At 67.3% G+C, this 17,136-nt stretch carries 20 protein-coding genes; 15 read left to right on the top strand and 5 right to left on the bottom strand.

Annotated features, from left to right (window positions below):
* Positions 1 to 47: 47 nt before the first annotated feature.
* From RU01_RS09330 to RU01_RS09300, 7 genes are all read left to right on the top strand, one after another.
* Complete coding sequence (locus RU01_RS09330) at positions 48 to 1,175, top strand: DUF5938 domain-containing protein (protein ID WP_042574243.1); 1,128 nt, start codon at positions 48 to 50, stop codon at positions 1,173 to 1,175.
* 1 nt (position 1,176) lies between these two features.
* Complete coding sequence (locus RU01_RS09325; protein WP_042574242.1) at positions 1,177 to 2,709, top strand: acyl-CoA synthetase; 1,533 nt, start codon at positions 1,177 to 1,179, stop codon at positions 2,707 to 2,709.
* Positions 2,710 to 2,893: 184 nt separating this feature from the next.
* Complete coding sequence (locus tag RU01_RS09320; protein WP_042574241.1) at positions 2,894 to 3,175, top strand: hypothetical protein; 282 nt, start codon at positions 2,894 to 2,896, stop codon at positions 3,173 to 3,175.
* Between the two features lie 36 nt (positions 3,176 to 3,211).
* Positions 3,212 to 4,099, top strand: a complete 888-nt coding sequence (locus RU01_RS09315) for a LysR family transcriptional regulator (RefSeq protein ID WP_042574240.1) — start codon at positions 3,212 to 3,214, stop codon at positions 4,097 to 4,099.
* A 74-nt stretch (positions 4,100 to 4,173) separates the two neighbouring features.
* Positions 4,174 to 5,301: a TDT family transporter gene (locus RU01_RS09310; protein ID WP_042574239.1), complete on the top strand. Its 1,128-nt coding sequence runs from the start codon at positions 4,174 to 4,176 to the stop codon at positions 5,299 to 5,301.
* 35 nt (positions 5,302 to 5,336) lie between these two features.
* Positions 5,337 to 5,906: a hypothetical protein gene (locus RU01_RS09305; protein ID WP_042574238.1), complete on the top strand. Its 570-nt coding sequence runs from the start codon at positions 5,337 to 5,339 to the stop codon at positions 5,904 to 5,906.
* Positions 5,906 to 6,793: a polysaccharide deacetylase family protein gene (locus tag RU01_RS09300; protein WP_042574290.1), complete on the top strand. Its 888-nt coding sequence runs from the start codon at positions 5,906 to 5,908 to the stop codon at positions 6,791 to 6,793. The genes RU01_RS09305 and RU01_RS09300 overlap by 1 nt, the downstream gene beginning before the upstream one ends.
* On the opposite strand, the gene RU01_RS22815 is transcribed toward RU01_RS09300, so the two are convergent.
* The 3 genes from RU01_RS22815 to RU01_RS09290 are packed head-to-tail and all read right to left on the bottom strand — an operon-like array spanning position 6,774 to position 8,007.
* On the bottom strand, positions 6,774 to 6,950 hold the full coding sequence (locus RU01_RS22815) for a hypothetical protein (RefSeq protein ID WP_156148850.1): 177 nt from the start codon (positions 6,948 to 6,950) through the stop codon (positions 6,774 to 6,776). The genes RU01_RS09300 and RU01_RS22815 overlap by 20 nt on opposite strands.
* Positions 6,947 to 7,495 carry a DUF2231 domain-containing protein gene (locus RU01_RS09295; protein WP_042574237.1) on the bottom strand — a complete coding sequence of 183 codons (549 nt, stop codon included), beginning with the start codon at positions 7,493 to 7,495 and terminating at the stop codon, positions 6,947 to 6,949. Before RU01_RS09295 ends, RU01_RS22815 begins: the two co-directional genes overlap by 4 nt.
* Positions 7,492 to 8,007 (bottom strand): polyketide cyclase, encoded by a 516-nt coding sequence (locus tag RU01_RS09290; RefSeq protein WP_042574289.1) that lies wholly within the window; start codon positions 8,005 to 8,007, stop codon positions 7,492 to 7,494. The genes RU01_RS09295 and RU01_RS09290 overlap by 4 nt, the downstream gene beginning before the upstream one ends.
* A 97-nt stretch (positions 8,008 to 8,104) precedes the next feature.
* Between RU01_RS09290 and RU01_RS09285 the strand changes: the two genes are divergently transcribed.
* A complete protein-coding gene (locus RU01_RS09285) occupies positions 8,105 to 8,851 on the top strand; it encodes a 3-hydroxybutyrate dehydrogenase (protein WP_042574236.1) in 747 nt (248 codons plus the stop codon).
* Here the strand turns inward: RU01_RS09285 and RU01_RS09280 are convergent.
* Positions 8,848 to 9,660, bottom strand: coding sequence for a GAF and ANTAR domain-containing protein (locus tag RU01_RS09280; RefSeq protein WP_231568651.1), 813 nt, complete (start codon positions 9,658 to 9,660; stop codon positions 8,848 to 8,850). The two genes, RU01_RS09285 and RU01_RS09280, sit on opposite strands and share 4 nt — an antisense overlap.
* A 209-nt stretch (positions 9,661 to 9,869) precedes the next feature.
* Here RU01_RS09280 and RU01_RS09275 point away from each other — a divergent pair, with 209 nt between their 5' ends.
* Entirely contained in the window at positions 9,870 to 10,517 is a 648-nt protein-coding gene (locus RU01_RS09275) for a DedA family protein (RefSeq protein ID WP_042574235.1), read from the top strand.
* On the opposite strand, the gene speB is transcribed toward RU01_RS09275, so the two are convergent.
* Positions 10,481 to 11,422, bottom strand: coding sequence for an agmatinase (gene speB, locus RU01_RS09270; RefSeq protein ID WP_042574234.1), 942 nt, complete (start codon positions 11,420 to 11,422; stop codon positions 10,481 to 10,483). The genes RU01_RS09275 and speB overlap by 37 nt on opposite strands.
* A gap of 77 nt (positions 11,423 to 11,499) precedes the next feature.
* Here speB and RU01_RS09265 point away from each other — a divergent pair, with 77 nt between their 5' ends.
* The 6 genes from RU01_RS09265 (at position 11,500) to RU01_RS09240 (ending at position 17,121) form a co-directional block, all read left to right on the top strand.
* Positions 11,500 to 12,072, top strand: coding sequence for a helix-turn-helix domain-containing protein (locus RU01_RS09265; protein ID WP_042574233.1), 573 nt, complete (start codon positions 11,500 to 11,502; stop codon positions 12,070 to 12,072).
* Entirely contained in the window at positions 12,069 to 13,778 is a 1,710-nt protein-coding gene (locus RU01_RS09260; protein ID WP_042574232.1) for a flavin monoamine oxidase family protein, read from the top strand. The genes RU01_RS09265 and RU01_RS09260 overlap by 4 nt, the downstream gene beginning before the upstream one ends.
* Before the next feature lie 50 nt (positions 13,779 to 13,828).
* Positions 13,829 to 14,620, top strand: a complete 792-nt coding sequence (locus RU01_RS22445; protein ID WP_197074724.1) for a M23 family metallopeptidase — start codon at positions 13,829 to 13,831, stop codon at positions 14,618 to 14,620.
* Positions 14,621 to 14,653: 33 nt separating this feature from the next.
* On the top strand, positions 14,654 to 15,493 hold the full coding sequence (locus RU01_RS09250; protein ID WP_042574231.1) for an esterase/lipase family protein: 840 nt from the start codon (positions 14,654 to 14,656) through the stop codon (positions 15,491 to 15,493).
* Between the two features lie 591 nt (positions 15,494 to 16,084).
* Positions 16,085 to 16,552 carry an RNA polymerase sigma factor gene (locus RU01_RS09245; protein ID WP_042574230.1) on the top strand — a complete coding sequence of 156 codons (468 nt, stop codon included), beginning with the start codon at positions 16,085 to 16,087 and terminating at the stop codon, positions 16,550 to 16,552.
* Entirely contained in the window at positions 16,549 to 17,121 is a 573-nt protein-coding gene (locus RU01_RS09240) for a methylated-DNA--[protein]-cysteine S-methyltransferase (RefSeq protein WP_042574229.1), read from the top strand. The genes RU01_RS09245 and RU01_RS09240 overlap by 4 nt, the downstream gene beginning before the upstream one ends.
* The last annotated feature ends 15 nt before the right edge of the window (positions 17,122 to 17,136 follow it).

Below are 17,136 nucleotides of genomic sequence, written 5' to 3'. Positions count from 1 at the left end.
CAGCATCGACTCTCGCCCACCCCATACATCGAACGAGGAGATCAACCATGCCCACTGACAAGCGCGTCGTCGTCTACGGAGCGTCCGGCTACACCGGACGTCTCATCTGTGAATACCTGCGCGAGTACAACATTCCGTTCCTGGCCGCGGGCCGAGATCACGCCCGCCTGAAGGACGCGGTCAGCGCGGTGCCCGGGATCGACACCGTCGAGTACGACATCGTCGAGGTCGAGCACACGGTCGAGGCGTTGACGGACGCTTTCCGCGGTGCGTCCGTGGTGCTGAACACGGTGGGGCCCTTCGCCCGATACGGGCACGAGGTCGCCGAAGCGTGTCTCGCGATCGGCGCGCACTACACCGACACCAACGGTGAGCAGAACTGGATGATCGACGCGGAAGCGAAGTACGGCACCGAATTCGCCTCGCAGGGACTCGTTCTCACGCCCGGCCTGGCGCAGATGTATTCCATCGGTGAGATCGCGGCCAACATCTGCCTCGAGAACCCGGGTCTGAACAGTCTCGACATCCAGGTGTTCTGGAAGGGGCACCCTACGGTGGCGTCGACCAACACCATTCTCACCAACGCCGCATTCTCCAAGGCCTACTACCTGGAGGAGAACGAGTACGTGGAATGGCCGGCAGACGAGGGTCTCTACACCGTGAGCGTTCCGGGACAGCACGAACTGGGTCTCGCCTTGCCCTGGGGCGGTACGTCGCACCCCGTGTGGTTCAAGAACGACCCCCGCGTGACGACGGCCAAGGCGCTGGGTGGCGTGTTCAATCCGCCGCTGATGAAGGCAGTTCCGCTGTTGGTGGCGGCCGCTCTGGAACAGATGGAGGGCAAGTCGGACGAGGAGAAGTACCGCATCATCGACGAGCAGTCGTCGGCAATTCGTAGCGAGATGCCCCCGCGCGAGAATCCGCGTCTGAACACCTCCCTCGACTCGGTGTATGCGTCGGGTCCGCTGGGCCGCGCGCACTGCGTGATCCACGGCAACTCGAACTACAAGCAGACGGCGTTGCTCAACGCGCACGGTGCCGCTGCACTGCTGCAGGGAACTCCCCGCAAGGTGGGATTCGCCTCGAGCTGCGAGGCTTTCGGACACCGAGAATTGTTGGGAACGCTGCGGGCATTCGGTCTGGTGCTCGACCCGATCGTGTCCGTTCACCGCTGAGATGCGACTGTCGGACTATCTCGACAAAGGTGTCTCGATGGGCCGTGAGGCGCCGTGCCTCACGGCCGGCGGGGTGACCTCGACCTACGGGGAAGTCCACGACCGCTCCGTCGAGATCGCGAGTGCCCTGCAGCACGACGGGATCCGGACCGGGGAGCGCGTGGCGATCCTGTCGGGCAACGACCCACTTGCGCTCACCTGCGTGTTCGGTATCTCCCGTGCGGGCGCGGTGTGGTGTCCGGTGAACCCTCGGAACGAAGCCGACGAGAACCGGCAGTTGTTCGACCTGTTCGGCTGCCGGTTGCTGTTCTTCCAGTCGAAGTTCTCGGGGTTGGTCGACCGTATCCGCGGCGACCTTCCCCAGTTGGCCCGGCTGGTCTGCCTCGACGGAGAAATCGAGTGGGCGGTGCCCTTCGAGGCTTGGCTCGGCGAACACCGGGGTGAGTTGGACGTCGATCGGCATCCGGATCGGGGACTCTGCATGCTTGCCGGGACGGGAGGTACGACGGGAAAGCCGAAGGGAGTCAGGCTGACCGAGGACAACATGATGACCTCGACGGCGCTGGCGTTGATGAGCTACCCCTTCGGCGTGCGCCCACGCTATCTAGCGCTCGCGCCGCTCACCCACTCCGCCGGCGTGCTGACCTTCCCGATTCTGAGTCTCGGTGGGGAAGTGGTGATCATGCCTGCGCCCGACATCGGTCAGTTCCTCGAGCTGATCGACAGGCACCGGATCACGCACGCCTTCCTCCCTCCGACTGTCATCTACGGCGTGCTCGACCATCCGGATCTGGACAGTCGGGACCTGTCGTCTCTGCGATGCCTCTGGTACGGCGCCGCCCCGATGTCCCCGACGCGACTCGAGGAAGCGCTGACGCGCATCGGTCCGGTGCTGGGGCAGTTGTTCGGACAGACCGAGGCGCCGAACATGATCGCCACGCTGGCACCGGCGGATCACTTCCGGGCCGACGGTTCGGTGGCGACGGAGCGTCTGACATCGGCCGGTCGGCCCACCCCGTTGACGACGGTGGCGATCATGGCCGAGAGCGGTGAGCTGCTGAGCACGGGTGAGCGCGGGGAGATCGTCGTCAGGGGCCCGCTGGTCATGGACGGCTACCACGACAATCCCTCGGCGACAGCGGAAGTCGGTGCGCACGGGTGGCACCACACCGGTGACATCGGCTACCTCGACGACGAGGGCTTCCTCTACGTCGTGGACCGCGCGAAGGACATGATCATCACCGGCGGCTTCAACGTCTACTCGGCCGAAGTCGAGCAGGCCCTGCTCGCTCACCCGGCAGTGAAGGAGTCGGCGGTGGTGGGTCTCCCCGACGAGAAGTGGGGCGAACGGGTGGTGGCGGCCGTCGAACTGCGCGTCGGGCAGGAGGTGGATCCCGCCGCGCTGATCGCCTTCGTCAAAGAGCGCATCGGCAGCGTGAAGGCGCCGAAGGACATCGAGGTCTGGGATGTTCTGCCCCGGTCGAAGGTCGGAAAGATCCTGAAGAACGAGGTCAGGTACACCATGACGATGTAGTGCGTAAGGCGGGCGAGCCGGTTCCCGCGGTCGTTTCGTGTTGCCGCGGGCACTGCAACCGGCGCGGTACGACGGAACTCCCGCGGGAAGCGCCCCGCGCGAATGTGGCTCGACCTCTGTACACGGCGGAAGGCCGGGTCTACCGTAAACGGACCGAACGGTACGTTCAACCAGGAGGTCCACCATGTCTCGTCGAATCACCCGCACACTCGTCGGTGCCACCGTGGCAGGCGCCGGAGCCGCTGCCATCGTGTTGTCCGGCGGGGCAACGGCGTCCGCAGCACCGTCGATCGGCCCGCTCTACTTCCAGAGCTTCGGCGAGTTCTACTTCCCGCCCGCAAAGAATTGCCAGCAGACGGCAGCGGAATACCGGGAGCGAGGCGACAGCATCCTCGTGAACTGTGCTCCCGGCTTCGCCTTCGGCACGTACCAACTCGTCGGCATCCGCGCAGGCTTCGCTAGCTGAGCCCGAGCCCACCGGCGCAGTCGCTACGGTGGGCGGATGCCACTGTCGCCGCGAGTCCCGGACCTCGGAGCTCTCGATGTGATGGTGTCCGTTGCCCGGTTGGGAAGCATGACGGCAGCGGGCCGGGAACACGGGTTGAGTCAGCAGGCGGTCAGCGCGCGAGTGCGTGCGGCGGAGCGGGACATCGGTGTCCGCATCTTCGATCGCGGGACGAGCGGTGTCGCCCTGACCCCCGAGGGCGTAGCGGTCATGGAGTGGGCGGGCGGCATTCTCGACTCGGCCGAGAAGTTCGCGACCGGAGTGACATCGCTTCTGCACGAGGGCAATGCGACGCTGACCATCGCCGCCAGTATGACCGTCGCCGAGCACCTCGTGCCGGCGTGGATGTTGTCGATGCGCAGACAGTCGCCCGACGTCCAGGTGCAGATGCGACTGATGAACTCGGCGGACGTCGCCGAGCAGGTGCTGGACGGGCGCGCGGACATCGGCTTCGTCGAAGGGCCCGACGTGCCGGCCGGGCTCGGGGTCGCCGTCGTCGCGCATGACGAGTTGGTCATCGTCACCGGACCGGCCCACCCTTGGGCCGCCAGCCGCGAGGCCTCGGTGGAGCTGCTGCAGTCGACGGCTCTGGTGCAGCGCGAGCCGGGGTCGGGAACCCGCACCACGTACGAGAGTGCCGTCCGCCCGACGGTGCCGCCGCTCATCGAGCTCAACTCCGTCACCGCCGTGAAGTCTGCTGCCATATCGGCGAATGCACCGGCGGTGGTGTCGTCTCTCGCAGTGGAGGGGGAGCTTCGGAGTGGCGCGTTGGTGCGCATCGACGTTCCCGCTCTTTCGATGACGCGTGAGCTGCGCGCGGTCTGGAGCCTGTCTGCAGCACTGCGCGGTCCACGTCGCGACTTCCTCGACATCGCCCGGCAGTAGCCACAACCCGCGGTTGTGGGGTGACAAGAGCACGACCACTACTGATCGTCGCCGTCCCGGCGCACTGTGAAGGCATGACGACCTTCCGGACCGCGACATCGCACGGGCTGCTCCGCGATCTGGACTCGCCCGGCAGCGTGATCGAGCACATCACGCCGAACTGGTTCGCGTCGGTGATGGGGACCGGAATCGTCGCCACTGCCGCCGCGACGCTGCCTGTGCAGAATGTCGTGCTCCACGTGGCAGCCGTCGTCATGTGGCTGCTCGCCTCGACTGTCCTCGTCGTCGTGTCGACCCTGTTCGCCGCACACTGGCTCGCGCACCGCCGCGTCGCGCTGGCCCACGCGGCCCACCCCGTGATGATGCAGTTCTACGGCGCGCCGCCCATGGCTCTGCTCACCGTCGGTGCCGGTACGAGCCTCCTGGGTGCGGACATCCTCGGGCAGAGCCTGGCCACCTCGATCTTCGTCGTCCTCTGGACGGTGGGTACTGCCCTCGGACTCGCGACCAGCGTCGTCGTCCCGTACGTGATGATCACCCGCCGCCGCAGCGCCGACACGGTCGCGCTCCCGGCATGGCTGATGCCCGTGGTGCCGCCGATGGTCTCGGCATCCACCGGTGCACTTCTACTCCCACACATCGCCGACGGGCAGTGGCGGCTCGCGATGCTCGTCGGCTGCTACGCGCTGTTCGGATTGGCACTCGTGACCGGGCTGATGGTGACGACCGCGGTTCTCGGTCGACTGCTGCACGGCGCCGTCCTCCCGGTCCAGGCTGCACCGACGATATGGATCACCCTCGGCGTCATCGGCCAGTCCGTCACCGCCGCCAACCTCCTGGGCGCCGACGCGGCACTGGTGTTCACCGGTGATCGGAGCGAGGTGGCGGTGGTCCTGCGTGCGGCGGGCATCCTCTTCGGAACGGTGATGGGCGGCTTCGGAGCGTTGATGTTCGCCCTGGCCACGACGCTGACCGTGCACGCTGCGCGCCGAGGTCTGCGCTTCTCGTTGGCATGGTGGTCGTTCACCTTCCCCGTCGGAACATGCGTGACCGGTGCGGCGGCGTTGGGGCGCGCGCTGGAGTCGTCAGTCGTCGAGGCACTGGCGGTCGTGCTGTTCGCCGTGCTGGTGACGGCGTGGACGACGGTGGCGACGAGGACGGTGCGCGAGGCGTACCGCGGCCGGGTGTTTCTTCCGGCGTGAGAGTCGCACGACGGCGAAGTGGGCACACTGGAGGCATGGAGATCATCGGCCACCTCGACGAGGAGCAGTTCTGGACTCAGCAGCGCGCGATCGAGGATCAGATCCGCGCCGAGGCCACGACCTTTCCCACGTACGCCGTCACCACGTGGGACGGTCCGCGCGTACTGGGGCCGTGGGAGCGTGAGAACGACGTCCTCACCAGCGTCACGTTGCGCCACGGAGAGGTCGACTGGGACGGCGGCGACGTCGACACGCCCTTCGTGGAGGTCACGACGACGATGAAGGATCCGCACCGCAAGGCCCTGGCAGCGATGCTGTCCGCCATCGGCCTGACGCCGATGTCACCGGAGTACAAACGACGCCGCGAGGCGATCGCCGCCACGGACGCGCAGCGGGTGACCGTTCCCGTCGACGGCGTCGACGTGGACTTCGAGCTGCACGGTGGGGCCGAGCGGTGGTGGGCGTCCGCGCAGCTCGACGAGCACGGTGTGGTGATCGAGGGGCGTCGTCACGCCGTCGACGACGTCGTCTTGGCGTCCGAGTCGGACATGGAGCCGTACCTCGAGGGACTCCGCACGCGGATCCGCGCAGCGCGGGGCGAGTGATGGCCCTGCCGTCCCACGGTCGTTTCCCGTATTCGCCGATCACCGACCGTCCCCACCTCGAGTGGCCGGACGGAGCGTCGCTGGCCGTGTACGTGGCGGTCAACTGCGAACACTTCCCGTACGACGACGGATCTCCCGGCATCGGTTACACGCCGGCGATGGACCAGCCGAATTCGTACAACTGGGGGTGGCGTGAGTACGGCAACCGCGTCGGAGGCTTCGCGCTGGCTGACACGTTGCGGGACAACGGCATTCGGCCGACACTGCTGGTGAACTCGGAGATCTACGATCACGCCCCGGACCTGGTGGCGGCCTATCGCGCTCTGGGCGCCGACGTCGTGGCGCACGGGCGCACCAACGCCGAGCAACCCAACCAGCAGGATCCCGACGCGGAGCGCCGCTCCATCGCCCATGTTCGCCGCACCATCGAGATGAACGAGGGAACGCCACCGCGCGGGTGGATGAGCCCCGGTGCGAATCCCAGCCGCGTCACCGAAGACCTTCTGGCGGAACACGGATTCGAGTACACGCTGGACTGGCCGATCGACGACCAACCGGTATGGATGACGACGACCAGCGGGCCTTTGCTCGCGGTGCCCTATCCGCACGAGGTGAACGACCTACCGGTGTTCGTCCATCACCACGCGTCGGCCGCAGATTTCGAGTCGATCATCGTCGACTCGTTCGACGAGTTGAAGGAGCAGTCCCGTCGCGGTGCACGAGTTCTCGCGATATCGACACACACGTTCCTGACGGGACAACCCCACCGTCTCAGGCGTTTCCGTCGGGCGTTGGAGCACATGACGGCGAATGCCGACGGCGTCTGGTTCACCACCGCCGGCGACATCGCCGAGCACTATCGCAGGGTCACTCCGCCGTCCGAGTGATGTAGTCCTGCAGTTGCTCCTCGGTCAGGTTCGCCTCGGTCAACGCGGACAAGGCGTCGGGGTCCAGATTCTCCGAACTGCCGTCGGCGAATCGTCGGGCTCCCTCCGCGGTGACGCCGCGGGCGCGGAGTTCGGCGAACACGTCGTCGGTACTCATACGCCGGCCGGGAGCGCGCGTGCCGACACTCCTGCTCCCATGTTGTAGCCGAGGTGTCCGCCCAACGCACCTCCCAGGCCCGCCACCGCGAATCCCGCGAGTGCCAGCGCCTTCGACGTCGTGTCCGGCGGCGATGCGACCGGGTCCTTCGCGCGACGCTTGTACGACGCGGCGAAAAGTGTCAACGCCACAGCATTGGTGCCGGCGTGTACCAATCCGACTCGGCGCTGCTGCTCGTTGAGCGTCGACCACGTCGCCCACCCCGTCACCAACGCGGTCGGGGCTGTCACCAGACCGGCTCCGATGAGTCGTCGGGACGCGGCGCCGTTCCCGCCCGTGAGGTCGAGAAAGACCGCGCTGCTCCACAATCCGACCGACGAATACGCCATGATCGGGTGCATGGGGTGGCCGACGAACGTGCCGCGCAGCAGGCCGTCCACCGGAGTTCCCTCGAGGACCGATCGCAGTCGACCAGAGACCGCGTCGCTGACGGGATCGAGGAACGACGCCTTCTCGAACGGCTGGAACAGCGCTGTGAGGTTCATACCCTCGGGGATACCCGCCCGTCACCTGCGTAACCGCGGCGAACGGTGCGCTCCAGAATCCCCAGCGTGGCACGCAGCGAGGAACCCGAGACGACCGGGAAGATGTCCCGCTGACGCCAGTCGGGGTGGATGTCGGACCAGTCGTAGTAGGACGTGACGGTGGTTCCCTCGGTGCCGTCGTCGAACGTGTGCGGCGCCAGGGCGTAGCCGTAGCGGTGCCCGATGGGCGGACGCATGGTTCCGACGATGGTCCACGAGATGTCGCGGTCCTGCTCGAACGAGGCGATGGTGACCTCGACGTCGTAGGTGCCCATCGGGATGTCGCCGAGTGCCTCACGGTCCATGTGGACGGTGAAGGTGTCGCCGGCCGCCTGGACGGGCGAGCCGTCGGCGCCCATCAGCATGCCGGACCCGTCGATCGCCACGTGGCCCTGCGGGTCGCACAGCACTGCGAAGATGTCGGCGGCCGGAAGGGCCATCACTCGCCGGAATTCGATGCATTCGTCGGTCATGACCCCAGTCTGCACACCCGGCGGTCTGCACAACTGCAGTTCGGGGTTGCGCAGGTCGTCATTGAACCCGGCGGCGATGCAGCACACACTCGTGAGCATGACGGACCTCACAGGACGATCGGCGCTCGTGACCGGCGGCGCCAGCGGAATCGGTGCGGCGGTAGCCCGCCGTCTGGCCGGGAACGGTGCCACGGTCACCGTCGCCGACCTCGACGGGGACGCCGCTGCGGCGCTCGCGGACGAGATCGGTGGACGGCCGTGGCAGGTCGACCTGTCCGACGTCGACGCACTCGCCGACCTCACGCTCGAGACGGACATCCTGGTGAACAATGCGGGCATCCAGCACGTCTCGCCCATCGAGGACTTCGACCCGCTGATGTTCCGGCGAATCCTGACGTTGATGGTGGAAGCGCCCTTCCTGCTGGTGCGGGCGTCACTGCTCCACATGTACGAGTCGGGGTACGGCCGCATCGTGAACATGTCGTCGGTGCACGGGCTCCGAGCATCTGCCAACAAGTCCGCCTACGTGACCGCGAAGCACGCGATGGAGGGACTATCGAAGGTGACGGCCCTCGAGGGCGCGGAGCGGGGTGTGCGCAGCAACTGCGTCAACCCCGGCTACGTGCGAACTCCGTTGGTGGAGAAGCAGATCGCTGATCAGGCGCGCGTGCACGGCATTCCGGAATCCGAAGTTCTGGAGAAAGTGCTGCTCACGGAGAGTGCGATCAAGAGGATGGTCGAGCCCGCCGAGGTGGCCGCGCTGGTGGCGTTCCTCGTCGGCGACGACGCGTCGATGATCACGGGAGCGTCCTACACGATGGACGGCGGGTGGAGCGCGAGTTAGCCTCCGCTGGAAACCTTCTCGACGAACTCACGAGCGATGTCGCGCAGTTTGCGGTTGGTGCGCTGCGATTCGGAGGACAGCATTCTGAATGCGGCGTCACTGTCCACACCGTGCAGCGCCATCAGAATTCCCTTGGCCTGCTCGATGGGTGCACGGTGCTCGAGCGCATCCTGCAGCCCCGCGGCTACCTCACGTGCGGACCGCACGCGGGCATAGTCGCCGATAGCCGTCGACACCGTCGACGTGAGCAACGACAGAATCGACTCGTCCAGGGAATCGAAGGCCGCCGGTTCGGTGCCGTACAGATTGAACGACCCCAGCTTCAGGTCCTGTGTGTGCAGGGGCGCTGCCAGGAACGAGCGCACCCCTTCCTCGCGCGCCAGTCGGGCGAACTCGGGCCACCGCTGTTCGGCCGCGTCGACGTCGATACGAACGATCTCCCCGGTGCGCGCCGCCTCGATGCACGGTCCGTCGCCGACCGCGTACTGGTGTTCGTCGACTTCGAGGGTGAGTTCGTCCGTATGGACCGCGGTGTACGTCAGGCCGCCGAACAGGATGCTGACACCGCAACTCGATGCTCCGTCGATGGCCTCGTGCGCGATCTCGGCGGTCCGCTTCAGCAGGGCGGCCAGATGGTCGTCGTCGCGGACGCTGCCGCCGACGGCGGTGAGCATGGCGGCGAGTCTGCGCGGAGGAACGGACCCGGCGGCCACCTCGGTGACCAGGGCCGCGGCACGCGACGTCGACTCGTCTGCACCCGTGTGCATCGAGTCGGCTGTCGAGCCGGCCTCGGAATCCGTTGTGTCCACGATGGAGAATCATCTCACGAACCCAGCCCACCAGCACCGTGTCCGGTTGAGTTCACCGCCCAGCGGGTACCGCCCCTCATAGGTTCCCGTGTTGTCCGGACATCACGAGGCACCAGAGCCGTCAGGTGAAGAAGCCCGCCGATGACTCGGAAGACCCCACCTCGTGCCTGCGCACGGGGTGGGGTCTTTCGTGCGTCATAGTTGCGGTCATGAGTTCTGTGATGGAGCGGCTGCTGGACATCGCGCCGATCTGGGTCTTCCTGATCGTGTTCCTCCTCGTGTTCCTCGAGGACGCGATCTTCGTCGGCTTCGTCATTCCGGGTGAGACGGCGGCCGTCATCGGCGGGGTGGCGGCGAGTCAGGACCACCTCCACGTCGCCGCGATGGCGGCGGTGGTCGTGGCGGCAGCGATTCTCGGCGACTCCGTCGGATTCGAGATCGGCAAGCACTTCGGTCCGCGGCTGCTGGCGATGAAGGTGTTGGACTCACGGCGCGACAAGCTCGACAAGGCCCGCGACCTTCTCGCTCGGAAGGGTGGGTCCGCCGTCTTCCTCGGTCGTTTCGTGGCCTTCTTCCGCGCCGTGATGCCGGCACTGGCGGGCATGTCACGGATGCCCTATCCGAAGTTCCTGGCTTTCAACGCGATCGGCGGCCTGGTCTGGGGGATCGGCTTCGTCATGCTCGGGTTCGTGGCGGGCAACTCGTACGAGAAGGTCGCGAAGACGGTCGGGCGCGACGCCGCACTGATCGTCGTGGTGCTCGTCGTCGTGGCGATCATCGTGTGGCGTGTGCGCGCCCACCGGTCCGAGAAGAAGACGGGCTACGACCCCAGCGCCAGTACCGACAGCAGCTCGTAGGCGACGTGGGCGGCGGCGATGCCGGTGATCTCCGCGTGGTCGTACGCGGGCGCCACCTCGACGATGTCGGCGCCGACGATGTTCGCCCCCACCAGCCCACGCAACGTGTTCAGCAGTTCGCGGGATGTCATGCCCCCTGCCTCGGGCGTACCCGTTCCGGGGGCGTGCGCAGGATCGAGCACGTCGATGTCCACCGAGACGTAGACGGGCCCCGTGTCGAGACGTCGCCGCATGCGCTCGACGATGGACGCCACCCCGTCCGTCTCGTAGTCGTCGGAGCGGATGATCTGGAACCCGAGAACGGCGTCGTCCTCGAGGTCCTTCTTGCCGTAGAGCGGGCCGCGGATGCCGATGTGCTGCGAACGCTCGAGGTCGATCAACCCCTCCTCGCTGGCCCGCCGGAACGGCGTCCCGTGGGTGAACGGCGCCCCGAAGTAGGTGTCCCACGTGTCCAGGTGGGCGTCGAAGTGCAGGACGGCGATCGGCCCGTGGTCGCGGTGCAGCGCGCGCAGGATGGGCAGGGCGATGGTGTGGTCTCCGCCGAGTGTCAGCACCGTGCTGCCGTCCTTGCGTAGGTCGGTGATCGCGTGCTCGACGGTGGTGAGGGCCTCGGTGATGTCGAAAGGATTGACCCCGATGTCTCCGGCGTCGGCCACCTGGCGCTGCGCGAACGGTGACACGTCGAGCGCCGGGTTGTACGGCCGCAACAACTTCGACGACGCCCTGATGTGGGCCGGTCCGAAGCGCGCACCCGGCCGGTAGCTGACGCCGGAGTCGAAAGGAACGCCGAGAATGCTGACGTCGGCTCGCGACACCTGATCGAGTCGAGGGAGCCGCGCGAAGGTCGACGGCTCGGTGAAGCGGGGGTGCTTGGAAGCGTCGAGCGGGCCTCGGATCTCGGTCATGTGCAGGGATGTTTCCTCAACGGGCCCTGACAGTCAACACTTGTTTCCTGATGCTCGGCGAGGCATGATCCTTAGTCGTGTCCTCCACCGGTGCCCGACTTCGCGCGGCGCGAGCTGCCCGTCGGCTCACCCTCGATGCTCTCGCCGAGACTGTCGGAGTGACCAAGGGCTATCTGTCCAAGGTCGAGAACGACCGCGCCACGGCGTCGGTGGCCGTGCTGGTGAGACTCTGCGACGCGCTGTCCGTGCCGATGGGCTCGCTCTTCGACGACGTGCCGCCCGGCGACGTCGTGCGTGCCGACGCGTATCCGCCCATCGCCTTCGGCGGCGAGTCCCAGGTCGAGTACCTGCTGACTCCGCCGGGCGAGCAGCGGCTGCAGGTGATCCGTGGTGAGATCGCGTCCGGGGGAGGAAGCGGCGACGAGTCCTACGAGCTCCCGGCCGACGTGGGCTTCGTGCTCGTGCTGTCCGGCAGCCTCTCGGTGACGGTCGACGATCGGACCGTCCGCCTCGGCGACGGTGACGCGTTCACGTTCCCGCCGCATCGGCGACACAGCTTCCGCGCCGAGGCTCGTTCCACGGTGCTGTGGGTCCTCACCCCGTCACTTCCTTCCAGACACGAGAGCACCGGAAACGAGAAGGCCCCATGACAACGCCCGTCACTCCCGATAGCACCACCACGGAGGACCGCGAACCTCCCGTCACGATGTTCGGCCCCGACTTCCCGTTCGCGTACGACGATTACGTGTCCCACCCGGCAGGGCTGGGCTCGGTTCCGGCGGAGCGCCTCGGAACACGCGTCGCGATCGTCGGAGCCGGGCTGGCCGGCACCGTCGCGGCTCGGGAGCTGCTGCGCATGGGTCTCGAACCCGTCGTCTACGAGGCGGGCCGGCTCGGCGGCCGCATGCATTCGGTGTCCTTCGACGGCCACCCCGACATCGTCGCGGAGATGGGGGCGATGAGGTTTCCTCCGTCGTCGACCGCGCTGTTCCACTATCTCGATCACCTCGGCATCGAGACGACAGCGTTCCCCAACCCGCTTGCCGACGCGACGAGCAGCACGGTCATCGATCTCAAGGGCACCAGCCACTACGCACGACACCTGACGGATCTGCCCGACGAGTACGCGGAGGTCGCACAGGCGTGGCAGAAGACGCTCGAGGAGCAGTCCGAACTGGTGGCGCTGCAGCGCGCCATTCGGCTGCGCGACGTGGACGCGGTCAAGCGGATCTGGAACGACCTCGTGGTCCGACTGGACGACACCACGTTCTACGGATTCCTGGTCGACTCTCCCCACTTCGCCTCGTTCGCTCGGCGAGAGTTGTTCGGCCAGGTCGGTTTCGGGACCGGGGGCTGGGACACCGACTTCCCCAACTCCATCCTCGAGATCCTCCGCGTGGTGGCCACGGCCGCTGACGACCACCACCGCGGAATCGTGGGCGGCTCCACCCGGTTGCCGGCGGGGCTGTGGTCCGAGCAGGTGGAGGATGCGGCTCACTGGCCGGCCGGGACATCGGTCGAGTCCCTGCACGGCGGCGCAACTCGTCCGGGTGTGACGGAGATACGGCGTCGAGGTGAGCGGTACGCCGTGACCGACGAGGCCGGTGCCACCGAGGAGTTCGACGCCGTCGTCGTCACCGCGCAGAGCTGGATGCTGCTCAACACGATCGACACCGACGACGACCTGCTGCCCATCGACCACTGGACGGCCGTCGAGCGAACCCACTACATGGGGTCGACCAAGGTGTTCGTTCTCGTCGACAGACCGTTCTGGAAGGACGTCGACCCCGACACCGGTCGCGATCTGGTGAGCATGACGCTCACCGACCGGCTCAGTCGCGGGACCTATCTGCTCGATCACGGCGACGATCGACCCGGCGTGATCTGCTTGTCCTACACATGGAGCGACGACTCGTTGAAGCTGCTCCCGTTGTCGCCGGACGAGCGTCTGACGTTGATGTTGGGGTCGCTCGAGGAGATCTATCCGGGCGTCGATTTCCGGAGCCACATCATCTCGGATCCGGTGACGTTGTCCTGGGAGACCGAGCGCCATTTCATGGGTGCGTTCAAGGCCAATCTGCCCGGTCACTACCGGTATCAGGAGCGGTTGTTCTCGCACTTCGTCCAGCACGATCTGGACCCTCGTCACCGAGGGATCTTTCTCGCCGGCGACGACATTTCGTGGACTGCAGGATGGGCGGAAGGGGCCATCCAGACTGCCCTCAACGCGGTGTGGGGAGTGATGAACCATCTCGGCGGTGCGTCGCATCCGGACAACCCCGGTCCCGGCGACGTCTACGACCGGATCGCACCGATCAGGCTCGACGACTCGAATCGCCCCGTCCCGCGGAGCTGAACACTGCGGATCGGGACCGGCGAAGGAGCACGCCCGGTAGCGTCACCAGCGTGGTTCAGTTGCTCACACGCAGGCGCGATGCCGATACGGAGACCGCCCCGGCGACGGTCCCGGTGCGCACCGTGTCGCTGCAAGCTCTGGCCATCGTCCTGGTGTTGGCCGTCGCCGTACTCGTGTTCCAGCTGACGAGGCCGACGCCGGAGTCCGCGCCGCCCTCCGCGCCGCCCTCCGCGGCGTCCGTGCCGGCCGCGGACCTGCGTCCGACGTTCCTGACCGAGCCGGACCGGAACCTCGGCCCGCTGCGGCAGATCGCCAAGGCCAACCGCGCGACGGCCGAGGAGGAGTACGCGGCCGCCGTCGCCGTGCTCACGTCGGCAGCGAGTGCCGAAGAGAAGGATCGGCGGCTCTACGAACTGCCGCCGGCCGTCATCGGCGCGCGCATCGGCAACTACGCGCTGCCGGCCAAGGGCGCGTACACATCCGGGTTCGGGCCGAGGTGGGGAACTACGCACAACGGGATCGACATCGCCGGACCGATCGGAACCCCGATCCTCTCCGTGGCCGACGGCCAGGTCATCGAGGCGGGACCCGCCAGCGGATTCGGATTGTGGGTCCGCGTGCGTCACGACGACGGCACCGTGACCATCTATGGCCACGTGGACACCATTATCGCCGTCGCAGGGCAACGGGTTGCCGCGGGTCAGCAGATCGCGACGATGGGCAACCGGGGCGACTCGACGGGACCGCACCTGCACTTCGAGACCATCGTCGCCGACAAGCATGTCGACCCGGAACTGTGGCTCATCGGTCGCGGCATCTCGCTGGGGCCCACCAGCGACTGAGGCCACATCTGTCACTCCAGTAACATCGTCGGTATGAAACGGGCGATGATGGTGGCCGCACTCGCAGTGGCGGCATGTGCGGTGCCCGTCCACGCCGACGCGGAACCGGCGTCGTGTTCACCCTCGGGCGCCCATCCGCGCCCCGTCGTTCTCGTCCACGGCACCTGGGTCGACGGACCCGACACGTGGTCGACCCTGGCTCCCCAGCTCGGCGCCGAGGGCTACTGCGTGTTCACCCTCGAATACGGCTACCGCGCCGACCCTGGCTCCAACCTCCTGCAGACCTACGGCGGCGACGACATCGCCGCGTCGTCACGCGAATTGGCTACCTTCGTCGACGACGTCCGCGCCCGGACCGGCGCGGAACAGGTCGACATCGTCGGTCATTCGCAGGGCGGCGTCGTCGCGCGGCAGTACCTGAAGTTCGACGGGGGAGCCGGCGCGGTGCACACCCTGGTCACCCTGGGTGCGACCAACCACGGCACCACCTTCTCCGCAGGGCAGCTCATCGGATCACTCGCGGAGCAGTTCGGCCTTCCGGTCGGCGAAGTCGCCGCGGCAGCGGTCGGACCGTCGTTCGTGCAGCAGATGGTCGGATCGAACTTCCTCGGCGCTCTCAACGCGGACGGGGACACGGTTCCGGGTGTCGCCTACACCGTGATCGCCACGCGCTCCGACACTGTGTCCACGCCTCCCGAGAACACCTTCCTCACCGCGGGCCCCGGCGCGAGCGTCGACAACGTCTGGGTCCAGGACGGCTGTCCGCAGAACACGGCAACCCACATGGAGCTCACCAGCGATCCGCGAGCGGTGTGGATGATCCAGCGCGGCCTGGACCGTTCCTACGCCGATCGAGTGCCCAGCCCCTGCTGAGTGCTGGGGGTGCGCGGCTGGGGTGCCTGGCTGGCTGGCTGCAAGGGGTGTGCACACGGCTGGCGTGAAGTGAGCACCCGTTGCTGCAGGCTGCAGGGTGTGTGCGGTTGACGCAGGGGGTGTGCACTCGGCTGGCTGCACCTCGCCGCGGCGCCCGGCTGCAAGGGGTGTGCACACGGCTGGCGTGGAGTGAGCACCCGTTGCTGCAGGCTGCAGGGTGTGTGCGGTTCACGCAGGGGGTGTGCACTCGGATTTGCTGCACCCTTGCGTCGCAGTGCCGGCTGAAAAGAGTCCGCGCACAGCCGACTGCACCTCGCGCTGCTGCGCCCGGCTGCAAGGTGTGTGCACACGGCTGGCGTGAAGTGAGCACCCGTTGCTGCAGGTTGCAGGGTGGCACGCTTCACACGAGGGGTGTGCGCACGGGTTCCTGCACCCGGGAGCGCCGCGGTGCCGGCTGCAGGGGGTGTGCACACGGGTTCCTGCACCTCGCAGCGCCGCGGTGCCGGCTGCAGGGGGTGTGCACACAGCTCGCTGCACCCGACACCCCGCCGATTCTCACGTTCCGCCACCCTCACGCGTTTACTGATCGTGATGCTTCCGTTCGAGACTGTCGTGCAGACCCACGGCGCCGTGGTGCTGCGGGTGTGCCGCGCCGCGGTGGGTCCCGTCGATGCCGACGACGCGTGGTCGGAGACATTCCTGTCAGCTCTGCGCGCCTACCCGGACCTGCCGGCGGATGCGAATGTCCAGGCGTGGTTGGTGACCATCGCGCACCGCAAGGCGATCGACATGCACCGCGCGGCCGCGAGGCGGGCAGTGCCCACCGCCGAAGTGCCCGACCGTCACCTGACGGTCCCGGACGAGAACCATGCGTTGTGGGCCGCTGTCGCTGCACTGCCCGACACCCAGCGGCTGGCCGTCGCGTATCACCACATCGGCGGATTGCCGCACGCGGATGTTGCTGCGCTGCTGGGCAATTCGACCGCCGCGGCTCGGCGCGCCTGTGCCGACGGTATCGCCACCCTGAGAAGGACCACCACGAGGAGTGAGTTGCTGTGACTGCCCCGACGGACCTGACGGCTCTGCACGACCGACTTCTGCGTAGCGCCGAGAGGGAGGGCCTGCTGGACGTCGCCTACCGGACCATGGATTCACCCGTCGGCACGTTGCTGCTCGCGGCGACCGATGTCGGAGTGGTGCGCGTGGCGTTCGACGTCGAGGGCCACGACAGCGTCCTCGCGATGTTGGCGACGCGCATCAGCCCCAGGATCTTGAAGGCTCACGGGAGGCTGGACCCGGTCGCGCGCAGCCTCGACGCCTACTTCGCGGGTACGGGTCGACGCATGGACTTCGCCGTCGATCTGCAGCTCGCCTCCGGTTTCCGACGCGATGTCCTGGGCCGGCTGCAGCAGATTCCGTACGGGTCGACGCGCAGTTACGCCGCGATCGCCGCCGAGACCGCGAGTCCCGGCGCTGTCCGCGCTGTCGGGTCCGCGTGCGCGCACAACCCGTTGCCGCTGGTCATCCCCTGTCACCGCGTCGTCCGATCGGACGGGTCGCCCGGTCGCTATGTCGGGGGAGAGGACGCGAAGCTGGCATTGTTGGCACTCGAATCCTCGCCGCGGTGACCGGTATTACTCTCG

The sequence above is a fragment of the Rhodococcus sp. MEB064 genome (assembly GCF_000834565.1).
GTDB lineage: Bacteria > Actinomycetota > Actinomycetes > Mycobacteriales > Mycobacteriaceae > Rhodococcoides.
Note: the sequence above shows the minus strand (reverse complement) of the source record. Positions and strands in the feature narration are given on the sequence as shown.

Coding starts and splice junctions, on each gene's coding strand:
- RU01_RS09275 (WP_042574235.1), top strand. CDS start 9,870: ATGAGTTCTGTGATGGAGCGGCTGCTGGACATCGCGCCGATCTGGGTC.
- RU01_RS09295 (WP_042574237.1), bottom strand. CDS start 7,495: ATGAACCTCACAGCGCTGTTCCAGCCGTTCGAGAAGGCGTCGTTCCTC.
- RU01_RS09290 (WP_042574289.1), bottom strand. CDS start 8,007: ATGACCGACGAATGCATCGAATTCCGGCGAGTGATGGCCCTTCCGGCC.
- RU01_RS09300 (WP_042574290.1), top strand. CDS start 5,906: ATGGCCCTGCCGTCCCACGGTCGTTTCCCGTATTCGCCGATCACCGAC.
- RU01_RS09325 (WP_042574242.1), top strand. CDS start 1,177: ATGCGACTGTCGGACTATCTCGACAAAGGTGTCTCGATGGGCCGTGAG.
- RU01_RS09330 (WP_042574243.1), top strand. CDS start 48: ATGCCCACTGACAAGCGCGTCGTCGTCTACGGAGCGTCCGGCTACACC.
- RU01_RS09285 (WP_042574236.1), top strand. CDS start 8,105: ATGACGGACCTCACAGGACGATCGGCGCTCGTGACCGGCGGCGCCAGC.
- RU01_RS09315 (WP_042574240.1), top strand. CDS start 3,212: ATGCCACTGTCGCCGCGAGTCCCGGACCTCGGAGCTCTCGATGTGATG.
- RU01_RS09245 (WP_042574230.1), top strand. CDS start 16,085: ATGCTTCCGTTCGAGACTGTCGTGCAGACCCACGGCGCCGTGGTGCTG.
- speB (WP_042574234.1), bottom strand. CDS start 11,422: ATGACCGAGATCCGAGGCCCGCTCGACGCTTCCAAGCACCCCCGCTTC.
- RU01_RS09310 (WP_042574239.1), top strand. CDS start 4,174: ATGACGACCTTCCGGACCGCGACATCGCACGGGCTGCTCCGCGATCTG.
- RU01_RS09305 (WP_042574238.1), top strand. CDS start 5,337: ATGGAGATCATCGGCCACCTCGACGAGGAGCAGTTCTGGACTCAGCAG.
- RU01_RS09320 (WP_042574241.1), top strand. CDS start 2,894: ATGTCTCGTCGAATCACCCGCACACTCGTCGGTGCCACCGTGGCAGGC.
- RU01_RS09260 (WP_042574232.1), top strand. CDS start 12,069: ATGACAACGCCCGTCACTCCCGATAGCACCACCACGGAGGACCGCGAA.
- RU01_RS22815 (WP_156148850.1), bottom strand. CDS start 6,950: ATGAGTACCGACGACGTGTTCGCCGAACTCCGCGCCCGCGGCGTCACC.
- RU01_RS09250 (WP_042574231.1), top strand. CDS start 14,654: ATGAAACGGGCGATGATGGTGGCCGCACTCGCAGTGGCGGCATGTGCG.